Genomic DNA, 24,217 nt, shown 5'->3' with positions numbered 1-24,217 from the left:
TACTATGAATTCAAACTAGCAAGGTCTTACTAGGCATTTGATGTAAATCTAAGTAAGATCGAATCGGCTTATACTGAAAGAATAGTTTTTAAAAGATTATTTTTTTTATTGATATAACATTTACTAAAATATTTTATTTAGTAAAATAAATTATTAAATTTATCCTAATTATCTTTTTCAATAATTTTAGTATTATTAACCAAATAATATTAACGTTTCTCTAAACAAATAAATCATTTTACCATTACTAATGGTTGCAATTGTCTATTTTGGAATATATTTTTTATATTTTTACAATATTTAATAAAATAATGAAGATATTATAATTACTTATTTTTAGATCTAGGCAGATAAGTCATCAAAAATATTTAATTGTACAATTATTTTTAATTTTGTTTGACTTATTTATTAATAACATTTCTTATCCTAAATTATTTAACGTTTTGATAATACACCTCGTAATTTTTTTTGCATTTTATGTAATAATTTTTCTGTAGATTCCCAGTTTATACAACTATCAGTTACAGAAACGCCATATGTCATTTCTCTACGTAGTTTATCAGAAGATTGATTTCCTTCATTTATATTACTTTCGATCATAAGTCCTATAATTGAACGATTTCCTTCTTTAATTTGATTAATTACTGATTCAGCTACTAAAATCTGTTTTTTATAATTTTTATTAGAATTGCCGTGGCTACAGTCTATCATTAGATAGGGATTTAATCCCGCTTTAATCATCTCTTTTTCACATTGAGCAACGTTATTAGGACTATAATTAGGCTCCTTTCCTCCACGTAAAATGATATGACTATCAGGATTACCTTTAGTTTGTAACAAACATACTTGGCCAGATTGATTGATGCCTACAAAACGATGCGACATTGAAGCAGCACACATAGCGTTAATTGCTGTATCTAGATTACCATCCGTACCATTTTTAAAACCAACTGGCATTGAAAGACCTGATGCTATTTCACGATGTGTTTGAGATTCTGTAGTACGTGCGCCAATTGCTGACCAACTAAATAAATCACCCAGGTACTGAGGACTATTGGGGTCTAGTGCTTCTGTTGCTAAAGGTAAACCTATTTCTACCAAAGACAATAACAAATTACGTGCGATATGTAATCCTGCTTCCATATCACAAGAATTATCCATATAAGGATCATTGATTAGACCTTTCCATCCAATAGTTGTACGAGGTTTTTCAAAGTACACACGCATAACAAGATATAATTGATCGTTTATTTTTTTAGACAGCTCATGCAATCTATTAGCATAATCAATAGCCGCTTTGGTATCATGAATTGAACAAGGTCCACATACTATTAATAATCTTAAATCTCTTCCTGCAATAATATCAGAAATAATTTTTCTAGAATCAGCAATTTGCGTTCTTTGATGAAAAGCCAAAGGAAATTTAGATTTAAGTTCTTCTGGTGTAATCAATATTTGTTCGTCAGCAATATGCACATTATTTAATACATCTCTTTCCATAATTAATTGCATACTCCATGTATTTAAGAAATATCAGAATTATATATTTCTGCTTATAGATTAAATAGATCTTATAAACTATCATTACTATCTTACCATACTTAATTAAGTATCTATTAGTAAATATATGATCTAATAATATCAATTAAATACATTTTCAATATTAAAATAGCATATGTAAATATTAGAGTTGTATTTATTATTTACTAACGTAAATATCAATTAGCATAATTAAAATAGTAATTATGATAGAAATTATAGAAAGATAATCATCTACTATTGATTGTTGTATATGAATAGTAAATATTAAAATTAGTTGAAACGTTTTTTAATAAATTTGAATAAATCAAACTATATTAGTTACTTAATAATAGTACATAAAAATTTTTTAGTAAAAATACAAATAATCATTGTTATTTATCTTCAACAACAGTAATTACAGCTAATTTTTGAAAAATTCAATTGTCTAGTACATTGATTTAATGTTAAATATAAAAAACATCTAATTAATACGTTCTTTAATACGAGCTGCTTTTCCTGACAAATTACGTAAGTAGTATAATTTAGCTTTATGAACATCGCCAAGACGTTTGACTGAAATACTATCTATTGCGGGGGAATAAGTTTGAAACACACGTTCAACACCCTCTCCATTAGAAATTTTTCTAACAGTAAAAGAAGAGGATAATCTTCGATTTCTTTTTGCTATCACAATACCCTCAAATGATTGGATGCGTTTTTTAGCACTTTCAACTACCCAAACCTTTACTTCCACAGAATCACCTGGACGGAAATATGGTATTTTTTTATTAATTTGTTCATTTTCTAGCTGTTTAATGATGTCTATCATAATTAAATCTCTTATTTTATAACAATATTTTTATTTATATCTCTTTTGAATTCAATTAATAATTGTAATTCTTCTTGACTCAAGATTATTTTTTTTAAAAGTTCTGGTCTTCTTAACCACGTTCTACCTAATGACTGTTTTAACCTCCATCGATAAATTTCACAATGTTTTCCTGATAATAATATCTCAGGAACTTGTTTCCCTTGCAAAACTTTGGGTCTAGTGTAATGGGGACAATCTAATAATCCATTAAAAAAAGAATCATTTGTAACTGATTCGTATTTGCCCAATACTCCAGGAATTAGCCTGGCAATAGCATCAATAAGTATCATTGCCGGTAATTCTCCTCCACTAAGCACATAATCACCTATTGATAATTCTTCATCTATATTGTCTTCAACTAATCTTTCATCTATACCTTTATACCTACCACATACTAAAATTAATTTGTTTTTTTCATATAATGAGATAATTGTTTTTTGATCTACTTTGCGCCCTTGAGGTGTAAGATAAATTACTTTCACTCCATTTCCTGCTTTTATTTTTGCAGCGCAAATCGCATCAAATAATGGTTGAAACATCATTATCATACCAGGTCCCCCGCCATAAGGTCGGTCGTCTATTATACAACGTTTCTTATATGTGAAGTCACGAGGATTCCAGATTTGAAGTTTTATAAACCCTTTTGTTATACCTTTACCAATTACACCATAATCAGTTATAATTTTAAACATATCAGGAAACAAGCTAATAATACCAATCCACATTTTATAATGTATCTTTAAATAAAAGTTATTTTTTAAAAAATTGGATCCCAATCTACTTCTATAATTTTTTTGTAAATATCTACTTTTTTAATCGTTTGATTTTTAATGAATGGAATTAACATTTCTTTTTCATTCAATGAATTTTTTGTTTGTTTAATAACTATAACATGATTAGATCCTGTTTCTATGAAATCCATTACAGTGCCCATATTATAGCCTTTAATATTAATTACTTTACATTCTAATAAATCTTTTAAATAATAATCTCCTTGGTTTAATTGTGGCAGTTGTGCTGCATCTATTATGATTTCATGGTTGTTTAATTCATTAGCGATATTTCTATTATCTATGTTTTTTATTTTTACAATCATACAGTTATTGTGATATTTCCAATTATTTACTTCTAATTTATGCCATTTATTAATTTGGTTAATAAACCATGGTTGATAAAGAAAAATATTATCTAATTTTTCAGTAAAAGATCTAATCTTAATCCAACCTAAAATACCGAATACTCCTATTATTCTACCTAAAGTAATAGGATTAACAGGATAAAAAGTAAGTGATGTTTTACTCATTATGATAATATATTATTAGAAATATAAGTCTTTTTATCTGATTTCATCAAATTATCAATTTTATGAGACAATTGTGCTCCATTTTTTATCCAGTGTTCTATGCGTTTTACATCCAAAAATAACCTTTGTTCCTTACCACAGGCTATTGGATTAAAAAATCCTACATTTTCAATAAAAAAACCATTTCTGGCTTTACGACGATCAGCTACTACTACCTGATAAAAAGGACGTTTTTTAGAACCGTGTCTTGCTAAACGAACAATAACCATGATACCTCCTGTTTTTAATCAAGGACCAGTTACTACAACTATATTTTATTATAAGAAATCGAGTATCCTATGAAAAGAACTTGAATTCTATTCATATTGAGGCAAAAAATCAAGATATAACAAATTACTATTATAGTCATTTTTACCGCTTATAAAAATTTTGTGGAATTATACCTTTTATATACCTAGATATTTTTCCTATTCCACTTTTTTTCATTTTTTTGATTATATTTTGCATATCTGTAAATTGTTTCAGTAAACGATTAACATCCTGTACTTTCATACCAGAACCATGAGCGATACGACGCTTGCGTGAACCTTTAATAATTTCTGGTTTTTTGCGCTCTTTTATTGTCATAGAGTTAATGATAGCTTCCATATGTATTAATATTTTATCATCTATTTCTGATTGTACATCATATGATATTTTTCCTAATCCAGGAATTTTTTTTACTAAATCAGATATATTACCCATTTTACGAATTTGTTCTAATTGTTGTAAAAAATCATTAAAATCAAAAACATCTCCTTTATTCATTTTTTTGGTAAAACGTTTTACTTGTTCGCTATCTATTTTACTTTCAATATTTTCTATTAATGATATTACATCTCCCATACCCAAGATACGAGAAGCTATGCGATCTGGATAAAAAGGTTCTAATGATTCCGGTTTTTCTCCTACCCCTATAAATTTAATTGGTTTTCCAGTTATATGCCTAATTGATAACGCCACCCCTCCTCGTGTATCACTGTCAACTTTCGTTAAAATTATACCAGTAAAGGATAAAGCTTTATCAAATATTGTTGCAACGTTAGCAATATCTTGACCCATCATAGCATCAACTACGAATAAAGTTTCTATGGGATTTATTGTATTGTATATTTGTTTTATCTCTTCCATCATACATTCATTAATGTGAAGACGACCAGCTGTATCAACTAATAAAATATCAAAAAATTTGATTTTTGCTTCTTTTAATGCATTTTGTACAATATTAATTGGTGTTTGATCACAATTCGATGCATAACAATCTATATTAATTTGACGTGATAAAATTTCAAGTTGTTTAATAGCTGCTGGTCTATAAATATCAGTAGAAACTGTTAAAACTTTTTTTTTATATTTCTCGGTGAGAAATTTAGCTAATTTAACTGTACTGGTAGTTTTACCTGTACCTTGTAAACCAACTAACAGTATCACAGCCGGTGGTACTGTAGATAAATTAAGGTTATTGTTTTTTTCACCCATAGTAGCAATTAGTTCATTACGAACAATTTTAATAAATTCTTGTCCTGGTGTCATGCGTTTATTTACTTCTTGGCCAATAGCTTTTTCTTTTACGCACTTAGTAAAATGACGTACAACAGAAACAGCTACATCGGCTTCTAATAAAGCTATGCGTACTTCATGAAGTGTTTCTTTTATATTGTCTTCTGTTAATCTTCCAATACCAATAATATTTTTAAAAGTTTTTGATAGGCGATTAGTTAAATTCTCAAACAATTGCACCTCACTTAAATTTAATTTTCCTTGATTTTTATTTAGCTAATTATAACATAATGTCTATATAATTCTCATTAACTAAAACATAATTTTATTATATCAAATAGACTTTTTAGAGATGAGATTAAAAATCATACAGATTAAAAAACATGCGATTATAACAAATAAATATTTATAAAAAAATAATTAATATATGCATATTATTAATAATACATTGTTTTGTTTGGTTAAATGAATGTTAAAAATTATAATTATTATTCCTAAATAATTATAATAGCTATATTGTTATAAATAATTAGTATACCTTTTATGCAATTTTAAAGCTTGTTTTATTATTTTAAGTTATCAAATTAAAATATAATATTGATTAATACCCTTTAATATTTTTCCAAAATATTTAGTTAAAATCCTTGTTAAACTAAATTATCAAGATAACTTTCAAAACTTATAAAATCACTATTTTCAATATTCTGTTGTTCTAAAATAGATTTTTCTGCTTTAATTTTAAGATCTGTTTCTTTTATTACTTGAAGTGATTCTGCACAGAGAATATCACGATATTTCCTTGACAAAGAAATTCCAGTTTCTATGATACCCTGTTGTTTTATAATATTAAGAATTCTTGCTGAATACGTTAATTCAGGATTATCAAAGTATAGGAAAAGCTCATCACAAATTTTCTGATATTTTTTATATTTTTCATATTTATCTAAAATTTCTGCTAACCTATGTAGGTTATGAAAAATTTCTTTTCCTATATCTGCTAGAAAATATTTTTTATTGTGTGATCTAATATTGATTTTTTGATTGGGTTTCCGTCCTTCTAATGTTACTACTCTCCAGTTTTCAGTAATGTAGTAAAGCTCTTCAAAACTTATTTTAGAAATATCAGAGATCATACACCAAATTAAAAACAGATCAAGAAAACAAACTTGTGTTTTATTAACACCTATAGCTGAAAATGGATTTATATCTAAGGATCTCACTTCGATATATTCAATTCCATTATTCATAAGTGCATCTAAATATGACTCACCTGAACGAGCAATACATTTAGGACGTATTGGTGAGTAAAATTCATTTTCAATTTGGAGAATATTAGTATTAAGTTGTATTCTATTACCATTTTTGTCTTTTATACCTTTTTCTACGAATTGTTTCCAAGGTGTTTTCAAGGCAATTTTCAACTTATTGACATATTCTTCTAGTGAATTAAAAGTCATTTTTAATATATTTTGTGATTTATTATTATATCCTAGATCGCTTAAACGTAATGAAGTTGCATAAGGGAGCCAAAGTGTCCTTTTATTGTTTATTTTAAAGGATAATTTGATATTGTTATTATGTTCTAAAAAACTAGAACATATTGCTGGTGATGCACCGAAGAGATAAGGTATTATCCAACCAAAACGATAGTAATTACGAATCAAAGATAAATACCCTAGAGAAATAGTTTCTTTGCAATTTTGTAGATTTTGCAAATTTGCCCATTCTTTCCAAAATGAGACTGGCAAAGAAAAATTGTAATGAACACCCGAAATAGTCTGCATTATAGCTCCATAACGGGTTTTTAAACCTTTGCGATATAAAGTTTTCATCAATCCAATATTAGATTTACCATAATTAGCCAATTTAATTCTATTCATATCTTCAATTCTACAAGGCATGCTTAATGGCCATAGAAGTTCTTTATCTAATACTCGACAAACGTAACGGTGAATGTCTCTTAGAAAAGATAACATATATTCTATTCTGTTATCAACTGGGGTAATAAATTCTAATAGAGATTCGGCAAAATCTGTTGTAATCCATTCATTTTTAAGAGCTGATCCTAAATCTTTAGGATGTTTACTAATTGCAATATTGCCATTTGGTTCAACTCGTAATGTTTCTCTTTCAATACCGCGATTGATATTCTTTAAATTAAATGCATTGTTTTCCAACCAAGTTAATGTATTAGATATATCAGGAATCACATTAATCTCCAGGTTAACAAGAAATTATTTTATATACTGATATTAAAATTAATAATTCAATATTAATTTTGATACGATTAACAACTATTGCTCGTTTGTTAAATTTGGATATAAATATATAGGTAAAAAACAGTATAATTTGAGTTTATATTAATTTTTAATTTAATTAATTGTTTGATTAAACTTATTATATAATAATAAGCTTCAACATATAATTTATGAAATTTTAAATTATCAAATGGAACAATTTATTTATTAGATAATCTGAAAAAACTGTAAATAGCTAATTAGGTTATCGCATCCGAGAGGATTCGAACCTCCGACCGCTCGGTTCGTAGCCGAGTACTCTATCCAACTGAGCTACGGATGCATTAAATTAATAGTAAAACTGACGGTGAGGGAGGGATTCGAACCCTCGAGTAGCTTTTATACTACATACTCCCTTAGCAGGGGAGCGCCTTAAGCCTCTCGGCCACCTCACCTAAAAATTTTTATTAATTAGATTTTTATTTATATTACTTTTATCTTTAAATAAGTCAAATAATTTTTAACGTTAATTGTAGCAATAATATAAAATTAATGAAACAAATATAATTAAGAAATAAAAAAATTATTTAAATGCAAAGTGTTTGCCTCGCGTTATTTTTTTAGCGAGGCATTAGATTTTTATTAAATGATTGTTTGCTTTGTTTCGGTTCTAATACGTTGATAAATTTCTTCACGATGTACAGATATTTCTTTGGGTGCTTTTACACCAATACGAACCTGATTACCTTTGACTCCTAATACTGTTACAATTACTTCGTTACCAATGACTAGGGTTTCACCAACTCGACGAGTTAGAATAAGCATTATGTACTCCTTAAAAAATAAAAAGAGTCGAGCTTAAGCTTATAAGCTTATTATGGATGATCCATTGTATTTATAACTAATTATTTATAATGCTAAGCGTTAATCTAAGAATGATTCATAAATATTATGAATATAAATATGGCTAATGTACTATATTGTATATTATTTTATCTGAAGTATACTATTTTAATTTAGCTTTATAAATATTAATACTAATATAAAAAATAGCACCAGAATATTTTTTAAGTGTTCTTTTCTATATTATTGATAATTATAATTTGCTAGATACCCACGGTTTAACACTTAGTAACATTCTATCTAGTTCTTGCTTTTTATTGCCACCAGCTCTGGCTAAATCCACTTTACCACCTCCCTTTCCTCCGATTTGTTTTGCTAAATAATCAATTAAATGATTTGCTTGAATTTTATTTGTTAAATCTTTGGTTACACTTGCTATAAGTAAAATTTTATCGTCTGTGATTGTTGCTAATACTATAATAGAAGAACTTAATTGATTTTTTAATTTAATTACTGTATTATTTAGCATCGATTCGGTGAAGTTGTTTATTTTGCTTACTAGAAGGATAGATCCTTTGATATCAATGACATTATTAATTAATAATTTGATTTCATGGTTAACTTGATTATTGCGAAGATTTTGTATTTCTCTTTCAAGAGAATTTGTATGGTTAATTAAATCACAAATTTTTCCATTCAAATGATTAATATTAGTTTTCATTAAATCAGATAAAATATTCAATTGTTTTTTATTGTCGTTCATTTTGTTAAAAGCGGTTTTGCTAGTATTAACCTCTAAACGACGAATTCCTGAAGAAACTCCACATTCAGATTTAATACAGAACAATCCTATTTCACTTGTATTTAGCACATGTGTCCCACCACATAGTTCGGTTGAAATGGTACCCATCTGTATAACACGTACATCATGATTATACTTCTCCTTAAATAGCATTTTTGCACCTTGCAGTTTAGCCTCATCAATACTCATAATTTTAGTTTCAATATTTATATTACAAAAAATATTTTCATTAACGATTTCCTCGATTTTATAAATTTCTTTCAATGTGAGGGGATTATAATGTAAAAAATCAAATCGGAAATATTTATCATTTATTGATGATCCCTTTTGCACTACGTGATTACCTAAAATTTTGCATAATGCTGCATGAAGTAAATGTGTTGCTGAATGATTTATAGACACAAGCTTACGATGCATAAAATCGACTGTAGCATTACAAATATCACCAATTGAAAATTCACCCGATAACAAAATACCCTCGTGATAAATAGTCTTGCCATATTTTTTTGTGTTTTTTATGCTAAATTTAGCATCTTGTTTTGTCAAACTACCTATATCTCCAATTTGACCACCAGATTCAGCATAGAAAGGAGTTGTATCTAGAATAATTATGGCATGATCACCTAAAGTAGAAATGTTTTCTACTGATTGATCTGAAATATAAATTGATTTTATAACAGAAGATACATGAAGCAGATCATAGCCCTTAAAACAGGATTGCACATCAAAAAACATTTCATTATTATATTTAGATTCAAACTTGCTAGATTGACGGGCTCTTATTTGTTGTAACTTCATCTCTTTTTCAAAACCTATATTATCTACATTATAGTTGCGTTCCTTACATATATCTTTGATTAAATCAACTGGGAAACCAAAAGTATCATGAAGACGAAACATAGTCTTACCACTTAAAGTGCTATTTTCTTTTAAATTTGACAATTCGAAATTTAACAGTAACAAACCTCGCTTTAATGTTTTATTAAATTGTTCTTCCTCAAATTTTAATATATTTTCTATTTTAATTTGCTGAGTACTTAAATATTCAGCCGCTTCACCCATAATCTCAATTAGAGGTTTAATTAACAAATGCAAAAAAAATTTTTTAGCTCCTAGTATATTACCATGACGAATAGCACGACGAATAATACGACGTAATACATATCCGCGATTTTCGTTTGAAGGCAATATACCATCTGCAATTAAAAATGCACAAGAACGTATATGATCTGCAATAACTCTTAGAGAACTATGATTAATATCTTTAGTTCCAATTATTTCTGCTATTCTTAAAATAAGATTTTTAAAAAGATCAATTTTATAATTAGATTTAACATGTTGCATAACAGAAGCTATTCTTTCAAGACCCATTCCAGTATCAACAAAAGGTTTTGATAGAGGGATCATACTTCCATTAGGTTGACGATCAAATTGTAAAAAAACTATATTCCACAATTCAAGATAATTATTATCATTTAATTTCATATTACTGTTTAGCAAACATGAATTATTATTGCCATAATAATATAAGATTTCAGTACATGGACCACACGGACCATCATCACCCATTTGCCAAAAATTATCTGATACATATGGTGAATTTTTTTGATCTCCGACTATAATAATACGATTTTTTGGAATTCCAATTTCATGAGTCCATATGTTATAAGATTCTTTATCTGATTTATAAACAGTAATTAAAAAGCGATTTATAGGTATATTAAACCAACTTTTGTGAGTTAATAATTCCCAAGCAAACAAAATCGCTTCTCTTTTAAAATAATCTCCAAAACTAAAATTACCCAACATTTCAAAAAAAGTATTATGTCTTTCAGTATAACCTACATGCTCTAGGTCGTTATGCTTGCCTCCTGCACGAATACAACGCTGGGAAGTTGCAACTCTCAAATGTTTAGTTTTTTCTCTACATAAGAAAATATTTTTAAATTGATTCATGCCAGCATTAGTAAATAATAAACTTGTATCATTATCTGGCACTAAAGAGCTACTAGGTAAAATTACGTGTCCTTTGCAACGAAAAAAATCAATAAACATTTGTCTAATCATATTAGTACTTTTGATCATATAATTATCTATATTCCATATACATAAGTTGAATTCAATTTTTATAAAACATATTATTTATAATATTGAATTATTTATAATAATGAATTATAAAACATACATACAAAATAAATATTTTAATATCAAAGACATTATCAATTTTTAATAGTGTTACTAGATAATAATCTTATTATCAACCAAAGCATAAGTAGTTGATTTATTACTAATATTCAACAACATTTCCCTCAGTTTAGTATCAATTTCATCAGCTATTATTGTGTTTTTCTTCAAGAAAGAACTAGCATTTAATTTACCTTGCCCAATTTTATTATCTTTATAACTATACCAGGATCCTGATTTATCAATTATTCCATGTTTTACACCTAATTCTATGAGCTCTCCAAAAATATTAATACCTTCTCCATACATAATTTGAAAATCAGCTTGTTTAAATGGAACAGCTATTTTATTTTTAACTACCTTAACACGTGTTTCACTTCCAATAACGTTATCTCCTTCTTTTATTGCCCCAACTCGACGTATATCAAGACGAATAGAAGCATAAAATTTTAGCGCATTGCCCCCAGTAGTAGTTTCTGGATTACCAAACATAACTCCTATTTTCATGCGAATCTGATTGATAAATACCAACAAAGTATTAGACTGTTTAAGATTGCCTGCTAACTTGCGCATCGCCTGACTCATCATTCGTGCTGCAAGACCCATGTGTGAAGCTCCAATTTCTCCTTCAATTTCGGCTTTAGGAGTTAATGCAGCTACAGAATCAACAATTATAACATCAATAGCACCTGATTTTGCTAAAGCATCACAAATCTCTAATGCCTGTTCACCTGTATCTGGTTGTGAACATAATAGATTATCAATATCAACACCAAGCTTCTTAGCATATATTGGATCTAAAGCATGTTCAGCATCAATAAAAGCGCAAGTTTTACCTTTAAGTTGAGCAGCAGCTATGACTTGAAGTGTTAAAGTAGTTTTTCCTGATGATTCAGGACCATATATTTCAACGATACGACCTAAAGGAAGACCTCCGGCACCTAATGCAATATCTAAAGATAAAGAACCTGTTGATATAGTTTCTACATCCATTGAACGATCCTCTCCTAAAAGCATTATAGAACCTTTGCCGAACTGTTTTTCAATCTGAAATATTGCAATTTCTAGTGCTTTTTTCTTGTTTTCATCAATTGCCATTTACACTCCTATTTCTAATTGCTAAATATTTTGTATATTTTTTACTATTTTTTTAATCTAATTGGTTTGTTAAAAAATTTTTATAGAATATTTGTAAAGCAAAGTATACAGATTGATGACGTATTCTGTCGCGATTGCCCTTGAATTGTTGATTCAAAGTGAATATTTTATTATCTGTTGTAGCGAAACCGAACCATACTGTACCAACTGGTTTATTAATACTACCACCATCTGGACCAGCTATACCACTAACTGCAATAGAATAAGAAGAACCTGATTTATGTTTTGCTGCTAAAGCCATTTCATGTACAATTATTTTGCTTACTGCTCCAAATTTTTTTAATAACGAGCTATTTATACCTAACAATTTTTCTTTAGCCTGATTACTATAAGTTATAAAACCAAATTCAAACCAATTAGAACTACCATTTGAATCAGTAAGGACTTTAGAAATCCAACCACCTGTACAAGATTCAGCACATGAAATAGTTGCTTTCTGCTTTTTTAATTTGTTACCTATTTGTTTGCTAATTAGTTGTAGATTAGGAAGAAACATAATGAATTCTTATTATAAATTAATAATGATAATTATATATAATCTTATAATAAGATAAAAGATTTATAAAATTTATTTAAGATTTTTAAATAAATTTTATAAATCTAATAATTTTAATTTTAGTTTTAGCTAAAGTATGTATTATCTCAATTGTAAATAACAAACATAATATTGCATTACAAAAATTAATAGTGCAACATTATAATTTCATCAAAAGAGAAAAACATGAATTCCTGCTTACATACACCTATGATGCAACAATATTTAAAAATTAAAGCTAAATATCCAAATATTTTATTATTTTATCGAATGGGAGATTTTTATGAACTATTTTATGATGATGCTAAAAAAGCATCTCAATTATTAAATATATCTTTAACTAAAAGAGGCAAATCAGAAGGTGAACCAGTACCTATGGCAGGTGTACCTTATTATAATGTAGATAATTATTTAGCTAAATTAGTACAACTAGGAGAATCTGTAGCAATTTGTGAACAAATAGATAATCAATCTTCCTTACAAAACAAAGGACTAGTAAATCGCAAAGTTGTTCGCATTATTACACCTGGTACTATTAGTGATGAAGTTATGCTGCAAGAAAAACATGATAATATCATAGCTGCTATTTTTCATAATAAATGTAATTATGGTTATGCTACTCTAGATATGACTTCTGGTCGTTTTCTTCTTAAAGAACTAATCAATTTAGAATTAATGGCTATAGAATTATATAATACTAATCCTTCAGAACTACTCTATCCCGAAAATTTTCAAAATTTTTCTTTGATTAAAAATCAACGTGGCTTAAGAAGACGTCCTCAATGGGAATTTGAAATTGATACTGCATATCAACAACTGAATTTGCAGTTTGGTACTAAAGAGCTAAAAGGATTTGGAATAGAAAAGACTTGTTTAGCTTTAAGAGCAGCTGGATGTTTATTACAATATGTAAAAAATACACAATGTACAGATTTATTGCCTCATATCAAATCCATAATAATACAACACTCCCAGGACAATATTATCATTGATCATAATACATGTCGCAAATTGGAAATAATAAACAATTTAGAAGGTGGGACACAAAATACATTAAATGAAGTATTAAATTCAACCGTAACTTCTATGGGAAATAGAATGTTGAAAAGATGGTTGCAATTACCAATTCGTGATATAAATATTATAAATCAACGTCAGGAATCAATTTTAGAACTACAAGATTTCTATGAAGAAATACAGCCTATTTTACACAAAGTAGGAGATTTAGAACGTATTTTGGCAAGGGTAGCACTTCGCACTGCTCGACCGCGAGATCTAGTCAGGTTGCGTCAAGCTTTACAACAATTACCTAATCTTAACAAGATTGTATCTAAATTTAAAACAAAAAAATTAAAAGAAATATTTAAACAAATAGATGAATTTCAAGAATTATGTGCTTTATTGGAAAAAGCAATAATTGAATTTCCTCCTATGCTCATTAGAGAAGGAGGAGTTATTGCTTCAGGTTATAATGAGGAACTGGATAAATGGCGTAATTTGGCAAAAGGTGCAAAAGATTACTTAAACGAATTTGAAATAAAGGAACGTAAAAATTTATTACTAGATACATTAAAGATAGGTTTTACTGGAATATACGGATACTATATTCAAATAAGCAAAAACCATATCAACAAAATTCCTGATCGATATATACTTGTTCAAACATTAAAAAATGTCAATCGTTATATTGTTCCTGAATTAAAACAGCATGAAAACAAAATAACAATTTCTAAAGAAAAAGCTTTATCATTAGAAAAAAAATTATATGAGTCAATATTTGATCACTTAATACCCTATATTAGATCATTACAACTTAGTTCTCAAGCTTTAGCTGAACTAGATGTACTAAGTAACTTGGCAGAACGTGCTTATAATCTTAATTATTGTAGACCTATATTACAAAACAAACCGTTAATAAATATTATAGATGGTCGTCACCCAGTAGTAGAAAATGCATCAATAGAACCATTTATCCCCAATTCATTATCTTTATCAATAGAAAATAGAATGTTAATTATTACAGGTCCCAATATGGGTGGTAAAAGTACTTATATGCGTCAAACTGCTTTGATAGTTTTAATGGCATGGATTGGAAGTTTTGTGCCGGCAAAAGAAGCATTAATAGGTAATTTCGATCGTATTTTTACTCGAATAGGAGCGGCTGATGATTTGGCATCTGGTAGGTCAACCTTTATGGTTGAAATGACCGAAACAGCAAATATATTACATAACTCTACTAGAAATAGTTTAGTTCTTATGGATGAAATTGGTAGAGGTACTTCAACATATGATGGTCTTGCCTTGGCATGGTCTTGTGCTTATTATCTTACTAATAAAATTAAATCCCTTTCATTATTTGCTACACATTATTTTGAATTAACTTTCCTTAAAGAGAAATATAAAGGTATAACAAACGTATATTTTGATGCAATAGAACAAGAAGACAACATAGCATTTATGCATACTGTTAAAATTGGAAGTATGAATAAAAGTCATGGTTTTTCTGTCGCTTTACTAGCTGGCGTTCCCAAAGAAGTTATTAATTTAGCAAAAAAAAAATTAAATGAGTTAGAGATAGAAAATCGTCATTTTCGCTCTAACTCAGCTACAAATGATTTTGTGCTAGCACCACCAATAGAACAAAACATATCTCTTATAAAGAATATTATCAAAAAAATAGATCCGGATAATCTAACACCACGCGAAGCTATTGATTTAATATATATTTTAAAGTCAATACAAAGCTAACAAATTTTATTTTCATAGATTGATAATAAAATGATCATGCTATTTACAAAATAAAGCCTCAATATTTAAACCGTGAGATTGCAAAATCTCACGCAATCTTCTTAATCCTTCGACTTGAATTTGACGTACTCGCTCTCGAGTTAATCCAATCTCACGTCCAACATCTTCTAGAGTAGCTGCATCATAACCTAATAAACCAAATCGACGTGATAATACTTCTCTTTGCTTTATGCTTAATTCAAATAACCATTTAATGATGCTTTTCTTCATGTCATCATCTTGTGTAGCATTTTCAGGACCTTCATCTTTCTCATCTGCCAAAACATCCAACAAGGCTTTTTCAGAATCTATACCTAGAGGCATATCAACTGAAGTGATATGTTCATTAAGTTTTAACATACGGTTTACATCATCAACAGGTTTATCTAATTTTTCTGCTATTTCTTCTGCACTTGGTTCATGATCAAGTTTATGAGAAAGTTCGCGAGCAGTACGCAAATAAACATTTAGTTCTTTCATAATGTGGATAGGTAAACGAATAGTACGAGTTTGGTTCATAATAGCTCGTTCTATAGTCTGACGAATCCACCAAGTAGAATAAGTGGAAAAACGAAAACCTCGTTCTGGATCAAACTTTTCTACAGCTCTAATTAATCCAAGATTCCCTTCTTCAATTAAGTCTAATAATGCCATACCTCTATTGCTATAACGACGAGCAATTTTTACTACTAAACGCAAATTACTTTCTATCATGCGCTTTCGAGAAATAATATCACCTTTTAATGCGCGGCGAGCAAAAAAAATCTCTTCTTCAGCTGTTAACAAAGGAGAATACCCAATTTCACCAAGGTATAATTGTGTAGCATCCAAAATTCGTTGAGTAGTTCCTGGCAATATTTCTTCTTCTACAATATTATCATCTCCCAGATCCGTTTCTATAAAATCATTACCGTGAAAAAATTCATTTTTACATTCTTTAAAATCCATATTTTCATGTATTTTATTCAATTTCAGTATATCATAATTCATACTTGGTCCTACCTGTGATCTCAAAGCAAAACGACCCCCCTCCAGCCTATATTATTGTTGTAATATTATTCTACAACGGTTGCAAATTGTTCCTTATAAACAACGAATTTTAAAATACTATTTATATAATTTATATTAGTAATATATTTGGTGCTTTTACTTACGTGTTTTTGCAAACCAAAATATATTTTATAAAGACAAATATGTAAATAATTATTTTTAACATTTTATGAAATCAAATCACTCAAAATATCAATTATTGATTTACGCAACATATGTTAAAAATATTGTTATATTTAAATAATTATATTTAACAATGTGTAATCTTATTTATATAAATAAAATTCTTTATTTACCTTTTTTTTATAATTAAAATAACTATTATTGTATAATTGGAAGAATTATATCAATATTTTGAATTTTAATAAATCACCTATTTTATTCTACAACATATTAGTTTTTAATAAAAGCTATTCAAAACTAATATGTTGTAACTATTACGTGACATTACCAATTAGTGTATGATTTTATTATATTTAATAATTAATATAATATTTTTGGTTGTGTTATTTAATAAATGTTTTATATGTAAAACATAATTTATTAAACAAGCAAAATAAATTGAAAGGGATATTTGTTTGAATATAGATTGTGGATTATGATTTTTATAGTTAGCTCATCTTTCAATAAAATTAATTATTGCTTAATAGCAATACCACAGCGTGACATGCAATGCCTTCTCCGCGTCCGATAAATCCTAATTTTTCAGTTGTAGTAGATTTTATATTGATTTTATTTATTTGACAATTAAGATTTTTAGAGATATTAATATGCATTTGTTTTAAATATGGGGCAAGTTTTGGATTTTGTGCCAAGATCGTCAGATCTATATTGCCCAAAGAATAATCCTTTAAAACTATATCTTTCCATACTTCATTTAACAAATGAAAACTATTTACGTTTTTAAAAATAGGACTATTATCGGGAAATAAAGTTCCTATATCACCCATAGCTGCTGCACCTAAGAAAGCATCAATAAGAGCATGTATAACCACATCTCCATCAGAGTAGGCTGTTAAACCGTACTTAAAAGGGATAACTACTCCGCCAAGAATAAGAGGATTAATACTACCAAAAGCATGTACATCAAAACCATGTCCAATACGCATTATTTAATATCCTAACCACTTTTATTTAGATAAATTTCTGTAAGCAAGAGATCTTCAGGATAAGTAACTTTGATATTATCATTACGTCCTTGTATTAAGATAGGATAATAACCACATAATTCTAAAGCTGAAGATTCATCTGTAATATTTATACCTTTTTGTATAACTACTGTCATACAAGAGACTATTAAAGGATAATAAAAAAACTGTGGTGTCATAGCACGCCAAAGGTTATCGCGTTCTACTGTTTTTTTTATAATTGTTTTTCTATTATTACTAATCTTAATAGTGTCGATTACAGGAACAGCTAATATACCTCCTATATTACTTTTTTCACGTATTTTTATTAAACGATTTAAATCTTCTTTATGTAAACAAGGCCTTGATGCATCATGTATTATGACCCAATTTGAGTTATATACAGCTTTTAATGCTGATAATACTGATTGTGCTCTAGTTGCTCCTCCCGTAACACATGTTATTCTATTATCATGTGCTATAGGCAGTTTGGAAAAATATCTATCATTAACATTTAAAGCAACAATGATATGCTTAATATAAGAGTTAGAAAGTAAATTTGAAATACAGTGCTCAATAATAGTTTGTTTACCAACAATTAGATATTGTTTAGGAATTGATATTTTCATGCGTTTGCCAATACCGGCAGCTGGTACTATAGCGACTATATTTTGTTTAATACATAAACTGTTCATAATCAATATTAAATAATTTTTGTATTTATTATATTAATAAAAAATTTAATTAATTACTATTAATATTTAAAATATTATAAACATAATTATACTTACAATAATGCATAGCATAATTAATTTAATTGCAATAATTTCCAATTAAATCAAACATTTATAATATTTCTTTCTATAAGGAAATTTAATAAATTATCAACTAATTGATTAATTGACTCTTCGCCGTTTAACTTGATGTCTGGTTTTTCTGGAATTTCATAATGACTATCAATGCCGGTAAAATTACATAATTTTCCAGAACGGGCTTTTTTATATAAACCTTTGGGATCTCTGGACTCACAAATACTTAAAGGAGTATTAATAAATACTTCAACAAATCGATCATTATTAAATAGTTTTCGTACCATTCTCCGTTCATATCGATTAGGAGAAATAAATGCAGTCATTACTAATAAACCAGCATCTACCATTAGTTTTGCTACTTCACCTATCCGACGTATATTTTCTTTACGGTCTAAATTACTAAAACTTAAATCACTGCATAATCCATGACGCAAATTATCACCATCCAACAGGTAAGTATTAATATTCATATGATATAATTTTTGTTCTAAAAATCCTGCAACAGTAGATTTACCTGAACCAGATAAACCAGTAAACCATAATACAACACCTTTATGTTTGTTTTTCTGTTCTCTTAATTTTTGTGTAATAAAATGTTGATGCCAAATTATATTTTTATATTGCATTATTTTAATTACGATAGTAAATCACGTATATTCCAATGAGGAAAATGGTTACGAATTAGTGCATTTAATTCCAATTCGAAACTACTATATTTATCTTGATAATTTTCAAAACCTACTTTACTTTTATAAATCATACCTGCTCCCATAGTAGCGTTACTCATGCGATCTATAAAAATTAAGCTCCCTGTTACTATATTATCACTGTATGTTTCTATAATTACAGTTTCTTCAAAATTTATTTTTACTAATCCTATACTATTTAATGATAAATTATTAACTTTATATGTTTCTAATGAATTTATGTTAATTTGATGTATTATATTTTCTACATTAATAACAATTTTTTTACAAGCTATTTTAGCATAATAACTCTGATTTACTCTCATAGGTCTTTCTGACATCCATACAACTTTAACAAGAGCAGTTTTTGCTGGTTTGATATTAGTATTAATATCTACAATTAAATCTCCTCTACTAATATCAATTTCATCTTTTAAAATTAAAGTAATAGCTTGTCCAGCAATTGCTTCATCTAAATCACCGTCAAAGGTTACGATACGTGATATAATTGATTCTAGACCAACAGGTAGAATTTTTATACGTTGACCAATATTTATGATACCAGAAGATATAGTGCCAGAATAACCACGAAAATCTGTTTTAAAACAATTAACGTATTGCACAGGAAAACGCATAAATTGACTATCTGCTAAATTTTTTAAATCAGTGTTTTCTAATATATTTAATAAAGTGGGACCGCTATACCAAGACATTTTTGCACTTTTAGTTACTACGTTATCACCTCTAAGCGCAGATATAGGAACAAAATTAATCTTCATGTACTGTGGTAATTTTACTGAAAAATTAAGAAAATCTTTTTTTACTTTATTAAATATATCAGTATTGTAATCAACTAAATCCATTTTATTAATGGCTACTACTAAATGTTTAATATTTAATAAAGCAGCTATAAAACTATGTCGTCTAGTTTGATGAACTATGCCCTTACAAACATCTATTAATATAACGGCTAACTGACAAGTTGATGCTCCAGTTACCATATTACGAGTATACTGATCATGTCCTGGGGTATCAGCAATTATAAAATTTCTTTTTACAGTAGAAAAATATCTATAAGCGACATCAATAGTAATTCCTTGTTCACGTTCAGCTTGTAGACCATCAACAAGTAAAGCCAAATTCAGTTTTTCACCTTGAACTCCATAACGTTTACTATCATTATATAGCAATGATAGTTGATCTTCATATATATAACAACAATCATGCAATAGACGACCAATTAGCGTGCTTTTACCATCATCTACATTACCACAAGTCAGAAAACGTAGCAGATCTTTTCGCAAAAATAACCAATTTTTAACACTATTTTTTTTAATAGTACTATTTACATTTTCTATTGCACTATTCATATGTACAATTCCTTAAAAATATCCTTGTTTTTTTTTCTGTTCCATCGAATTCAATTGATCTATATCAATTAAACGGTCTTTACGTTCACTTGTTTTAGATAACATCATCTCTTCTATAACTTCTTCTAGTGTTTGTGCTGTAGATTCTACAGCACCTGTTAAAGGCCAGCATCCTAAAGTGCGAAAACGTACCATACGTTTTTCCACTAATTCATGTTCTTCTAAAGAAATGCGATTATCATTAATCACAATAAGCATATCTCCTCTTTTTAGTACAGGACGTATTGCTGAAAAATAAAGTGATACAATTTTAATTTTTTCTAAAAAAATATATTGCCAAATATCTAGTTCTGTCCAATTTGACAAAGGAAACACACGAATATTCTCACCTTTATTAACTTGACCATTATAATTATTCCAAATTTCAGGTCGTTGATTTTTAGGATCCCATCGATGAAATTGATCTCTAAATGAATAAATACGTTCTTTTGCTCTAGAACGTTCTTCATCACGACGTGCTCCACCAAATGCTGCATCAAACTTATATTTATTTAAAGCTTGCTTTAGAGCATCTGTTTTCATAATATCCGTATATTTGGTGCTACCGTGGATAAAAGGATCAATACCCATCTCAACACCTTTTAAATTACGATGAACTAATAGTTCAATTCCCAATGAATTCACTATATTATCACGAAAATCATACATTTCGTTAAATTTCCAACCTGTGTCTATATGTAATAAAGGAAATGGAAGGTTAGCAGGGTAAAAAGCTTTCTTTGCTAAATGTAACATTACTGAAGAATCTTTTCCTATGGAGTACATCATTACTGGATTTGTGAATTCTGCTAAAACTTCTCGGATTATATAAATACTTTCTGCTTCTAATTGATATATATGATTGAGTTGCTTAGAGTCCATATCATTACCTTAGGATAAGTTGATAATACAAGATTTAGGATGTTGGTATTTTACTTCACTATTAAACCATGTAAGCTTACTATGTAGATTGACAACTTCTCCAATTACTATTAATGCTGGAGTAGAAACACACGATGCTAAACATCCTAATTTTTCCAGCGTTCCAATCAACACTTTTTGATCTTGTCTTGTTCCTTTACTAATAATTGCTATTGGTGTCGATTTAATACAACCTTTACTAACTAATAGATTACTGATTTTTGTTGCTTTTGTAATACCCATATAAATAATTAATGTTTGTTTTTTAAGTATAAGAGAAACACAATCAGTAATATTTTCTAAATGGTCATGACCTGTAATAAATGTAACTCCATGTGCATAATCACGATGAGTCAATGGAATGCCGGCATATACAGTAGCACCTATTGCTGCTGTGATTCCAGGAACCACTTGGAAAGGAACACCTGCTTCTTTTGCAGCTTGAATTTCTTCACCTCCACGTCCAAAAATAAATGGATCTCCTCCTTTTAATCGAACTACGTATTTCCCTTGTAATGCTAATTTAATTAAAATTGTATTAATATCTTTTTGTGAAAAAATATGACAACCAAATTTTTTACCAACAAAGATAAACTCTGCATCTCTACGGACTAATTCTAATACTTCTTTGCTGACTAAATTGTCATATAATACCACATCTGCTAACTGCATTACTTGCAGTGCTCTTAGGGTTAGCAAATTACTATCTCCAGGACCAGTTCCTACTAAAATAATTTTTCCTGAATAATTTGGTCTAATATTTAATTCATTATGTAAAATAAGTTTTGCTTTTTTAATATTTCCTTTAATTATTTGATTAATACATGGTCCGTTAAATATTCGTTCCCAAAAACGACGTCTATCAGACAAGGAAAAAAAATATTTTTTTACTTTATTGCGCCATTTACCAGCTATTAATGCAATTTCACTTATGTTTTTCGGCAATAGTGCTTCTAATTTTTCTCGTAATATTCTTACTAATATAGGGGATGTTCCACTTGAAGATATTGCTATTAATACAGGTGAACGATCTATGATAGCAGGAAATATGAAATTGCAATTGAATTTGTCATCTACTACATTAACCAGTTTAAATCTGATATTTGCTTCCTTATAGATGTTTTCATTAAGAATAGCATCATTGGTTGCTGCTATTACTAAAAATACATTATCTAACTGTATGGGATCAAATTTAGTAGATATCCATTCTATTTGATATAGTTCTATTAATTCCTCTATTTCATTACAAATTTGACTAGCAACAATTTTTATGTATGCACCAGCACGATATAGTTGCTCAATTTTTCTTTTAGCAACAATGCCTCCACCAATCACTAAAACAGGTCGGTGATATAAATAAGCAAATATAGGTAAATAATTCACTTGAACCTTAATAACATATAATGACCTATTGTTATAGTGAATTATAACTCTTCTGATTTATTACAATTAAATTATGAATTATTATGATTAGTTACTGAATAGAATAAATATATAAATTAAATAGTAATTTAAGATATTTTTGATTGAATAACCCTGACATTAAATAAACTTAATAGTAGAATGTAATATTAACTACATAAATAATATTAATCAATAAAATAGTATGTTCTAAACGTTTTATTAAATACATTGAAAATTAATTTTTAAAAAAAATTAATAAACAGAATATAGTTTAGTTGTTATATTAATAGCAAATTAATCATTCGTGAATGCCGCATTCACGTTTTATACCAAAGAATCGAGTATCTTCTTCTGTCATACCTGGTTCCCAAATGCTAGTAGTATGAATGTCTCCTAAAGATAAGTAGCCTTTATCCCATAAAGGGTGATATTTTAAGTGATGTTTTTTTAAATAATAATGAACTTGACGATTATCCCAGTCTATAATTGGTAAAATCTTAAAAGTATCACGTTGAATTGTTAATATAGACAAATCAGATCTGCTTTTAGATTGACTCCTACGTAAACCCGCAAACCAGCTATTTATATTTAAAGATCTAAGGGCATTATTCATCGGATTTATTTTGTTTATTTTGTTGTATTTTTCAATTCCTTTTAGGCCTTGTTGCCATAATTTTCCATAGCGTGCTTCTTGCCATGCAGGTGAAATGTTAGAGCGAAAAATATGTAAATTTAATTTAAATTTTTCAACTAATTCATCAATAAATTGATAAGTTTCTGAAAATAAGTAACCAGTATCTATTAAAATCACTGGAATATTAGGTTTTATACTTGTAACTAAATGTAAACATACTGCCGATTGAATACCAAAACTTGAAGATAATGCATGAACACTAGGTAAATTTTCTAATGCCCAAATAATGCGATCTTCTGCTGTAAAGGATTCTAATTGAACATTTATTTTAAGTAATATTTTGTCACATTCTGATTTTGATGTTTTATTAAGCACTGAAATATCTAACATATTT

The 24,217-nt window shown here is 28.2% G+C and carries 20 protein-coding genes and 2 tRNA genes; 1 reads left to right on the top strand and 21 read right to left on the bottom strand.

What is annotated here, in order from left to right; genetic code table 11:
- Positions 1-435 precede the first annotated feature (435 nt).
- The 13 genes from CRV11_RS03100 to pncC all read right to left on the bottom strand — a co-directional run bounded on the left by CRV11_RS03100 (position 436) and on the right by pncC (position 12,954).
- Positions 436-1,500 (bottom strand): 3-deoxy-7-phosphoheptulonate synthase, encoded by a 1,065-nt coding sequence (locus CRV11_RS03100; RefSeq protein ID WP_136131876.1) that lies wholly within the window; start codon positions 1,498-1,500, stop codon positions 436-438.
- A gap of 502 nt (positions 1,501-2,002) precedes the next feature.
- A complete protein-coding gene (gene rplS, locus CRV11_RS03095; RefSeq protein ID WP_136131875.1) occupies positions 2,003-2,350 on the bottom strand; it encodes a 50S ribosomal protein L19 in 348 nt (115 codons plus the stop codon).
- Positions 2,351-2,361: 11 nt separating this feature from the next.
- Positions 2,362-3,117: a tRNA (guanosine(37)-N1)-methyltransferase TrmD gene (gene trmD / locus CRV11_RS03090; RefSeq protein ID WP_136131874.1), complete on the bottom strand. Its 756-nt coding sequence runs from the start codon at positions 3,115-3,117 to the stop codon at positions 2,362-2,364.
- Between the two features lie 32 nt (positions 3,118-3,149).
- Entirely contained in the window at positions 3,150-3,695 is a 546-nt protein-coding gene (gene rimM, locus CRV11_RS03085; RefSeq protein WP_136131873.1) for a ribosome maturation factor RimM, read from the bottom strand.
- Positions 3,695-3,964: a 30S ribosomal protein S16 gene (gene rpsP / locus CRV11_RS03080; protein WP_136131872.1), complete on the bottom strand. Its 270-nt coding sequence runs from the start codon at positions 3,962-3,964 to the stop codon at positions 3,695-3,697. Before rpsP ends, rimM begins: the two co-directional genes overlap by 1 nt.
- Before the next feature lie 142 nt (positions 3,965-4,106).
- Positions 4,107-5,468 (bottom strand): signal recognition particle protein, encoded by a 1,362-nt coding sequence (gene ffh, locus CRV11_RS03075; RefSeq protein WP_136131871.1) that lies wholly within the window; start codon positions 5,466-5,468, stop codon positions 4,107-4,109.
- Positions 5,469-5,881: 413 nt separating this feature from the next.
- On the bottom strand, positions 5,882-7,444 hold the full coding sequence (gene gshA / locus CRV11_RS03070; RefSeq protein WP_136131870.1) for a glutamate--cysteine ligase: 1,563 nt from the start codon (positions 7,442-7,444) through the stop codon (positions 5,882-5,884).
- A 296-nt stretch (positions 7,445-7,740) separates the two neighbouring features.
- Positions 7,741-7,814 (bottom strand) — tRNA-Arg (locus CRV11_RS03065).
- A 22-nt stretch (positions 7,815-7,836) separates the two neighbouring features.
- A tRNA-Ser gene (locus tag CRV11_RS03060) sits at positions 7,837-7,926 on the bottom strand.
- 187 nt (positions 7,927-8,113) lie between these two features.
- The gene (gene csrA, locus CRV11_RS03055) at positions 8,114-8,296 is read right to left on the bottom strand and encodes a carbon storage regulator CsrA (protein ID WP_136131869.1); all 183 of its coding nucleotides are present in this window, start codon (positions 8,294-8,296) and stop codon (positions 8,114-8,116) included.
- Between the two features lie 271 nt (positions 8,297-8,567).
- A complete protein-coding gene (alaS, locus tag CRV11_RS03050) occupies positions 8,568-11,201 on the bottom strand; it encodes an alanine--tRNA ligase (RefSeq protein ID WP_136131868.1) in 2,634 nt (877 codons plus the stop codon).
- A gap of 153 nt (positions 11,202-11,354) precedes the next feature.
- On the bottom strand, positions 11,355-12,398 hold the full coding sequence (gene recA, locus CRV11_RS03045) for a recombinase RecA (RefSeq protein WP_136131867.1): 1,044 nt from the start codon (positions 12,396-12,398) through the stop codon (positions 11,355-11,357).
- Between the two features lie 52 nt (positions 12,399-12,450).
- Positions 12,451-12,954: a nicotinamide-nucleotide amidase gene (gene pncC, locus CRV11_RS03040; RefSeq protein WP_136131866.1), complete on the bottom strand. Its 504-nt coding sequence runs from the start codon at positions 12,952-12,954 to the stop codon at positions 12,451-12,453.
- A gap of 225 nt (positions 12,955-13,179) precedes the next feature.
- Between pncC and mutS the strand changes: the two genes are divergently transcribed.
- Positions 13,180-15,741, top strand: coding sequence for a DNA mismatch repair protein MutS (mutS, locus tag CRV11_RS03035; protein ID WP_136131865.1), 2,562 nt, complete (start codon positions 13,180-13,182; stop codon positions 15,739-15,741).
- Positions 15,742-15,780: 39 nt separating this feature from the next.
- Here mutS and rpoS read toward each other — a convergent pair whose 3' ends face one another.
- The 8 genes from rpoS to CRV11_RS02995 form a co-directional block, all read right to left on the bottom strand.
- Positions 15,781-16,794: an RNA polymerase sigma factor RpoS gene (rpoS, locus tag CRV11_RS03030; protein WP_422386600.1), complete on the bottom strand. Its 1,014-nt coding sequence runs from the start codon at positions 16,792-16,794 to the stop codon at positions 15,781-15,783.
- Between the two features lie 668 nt (positions 16,795-17,462).
- Positions 17,463-17,939, bottom strand: coding sequence for a 2-C-methyl-D-erythritol 2,4-cyclodiphosphate synthase (gene ispF / locus CRV11_RS03025; protein ID WP_136131864.1), 477 nt, complete (start codon positions 17,937-17,939; stop codon positions 17,463-17,465).
- 11 nt (positions 17,940-17,950) lie between these two features.
- Positions 17,951-18,652 carry a 2-C-methyl-D-erythritol 4-phosphate cytidylyltransferase gene (gene ispD / locus CRV11_RS03020; protein ID WP_136131863.1) on the bottom strand — a complete coding sequence of 234 codons (702 nt, stop codon included), beginning with the start codon at positions 18,650-18,652 and terminating at the stop codon, positions 17,951-17,953.
- 143 nt (positions 18,653-18,795) lie between these two features.
- Positions 18,796-19,395 carry an adenylyl-sulfate kinase gene (gene cysC, locus CRV11_RS03015; protein ID WP_199732491.1) on the bottom strand — a complete coding sequence of 200 codons (600 nt, stop codon included), beginning with the start codon at positions 19,393-19,395 and terminating at the stop codon, positions 18,796-18,798.
- Positions 19,396-19,403: 8 nt separating this feature from the next.
- Positions 19,404-20,825, bottom strand: coding sequence for a sulfate adenylyltransferase subunit CysN (gene cysN, locus CRV11_RS03010; RefSeq protein WP_136131861.1), 1,422 nt, complete (start codon positions 20,823-20,825; stop codon positions 19,404-19,406).
- Between the two features lie 12 nt (positions 20,826-20,837).
- Entirely contained in the window at positions 20,838-21,746 is a 909-nt protein-coding gene (gene cysD / locus CRV11_RS03005; protein ID WP_136131860.1) for a sulfate adenylyltransferase subunit CysD, read from the bottom strand.
- Between the two features lie 9 nt (positions 21,747-21,755).
- Positions 21,756-23,168 carry a siroheme synthase CysG gene (gene cysG, locus CRV11_RS03000; protein ID WP_136131859.1) on the bottom strand — a complete coding sequence of 471 codons (1,413 nt, stop codon included), beginning with the start codon at positions 23,166-23,168 and terminating at the stop codon, positions 21,756-21,758.
- 319 nt (positions 23,169-23,487) lie between these two features.
- The gene (locus tag CRV11_RS02995; protein ID WP_136131858.1) at positions 23,488-24,213 is read right to left on the bottom strand and encodes a phosphoadenylyl-sulfate reductase; all 726 of its coding nucleotides are present in this window, start codon (positions 24,211-24,213) and stop codon (positions 23,488-23,490) included.
- Between the last annotated feature and the right edge of the window lie 4 nt (positions 24,214-24,217).

The sequence above is a fragment of the Candidatus Pantoea edessiphila genome (genome assembly GCF_002933335.1).
In the GTDB taxonomy this organism is placed as follows: Bacteria; Pseudomonadota; Gammaproteobacteria; order Enterobacterales; family Enterobacteriaceae; genus Pantoea_C.
Note: the sequence above shows the minus strand (reverse complement) of the source record. Positions and strands in the feature narration are given on the sequence as shown.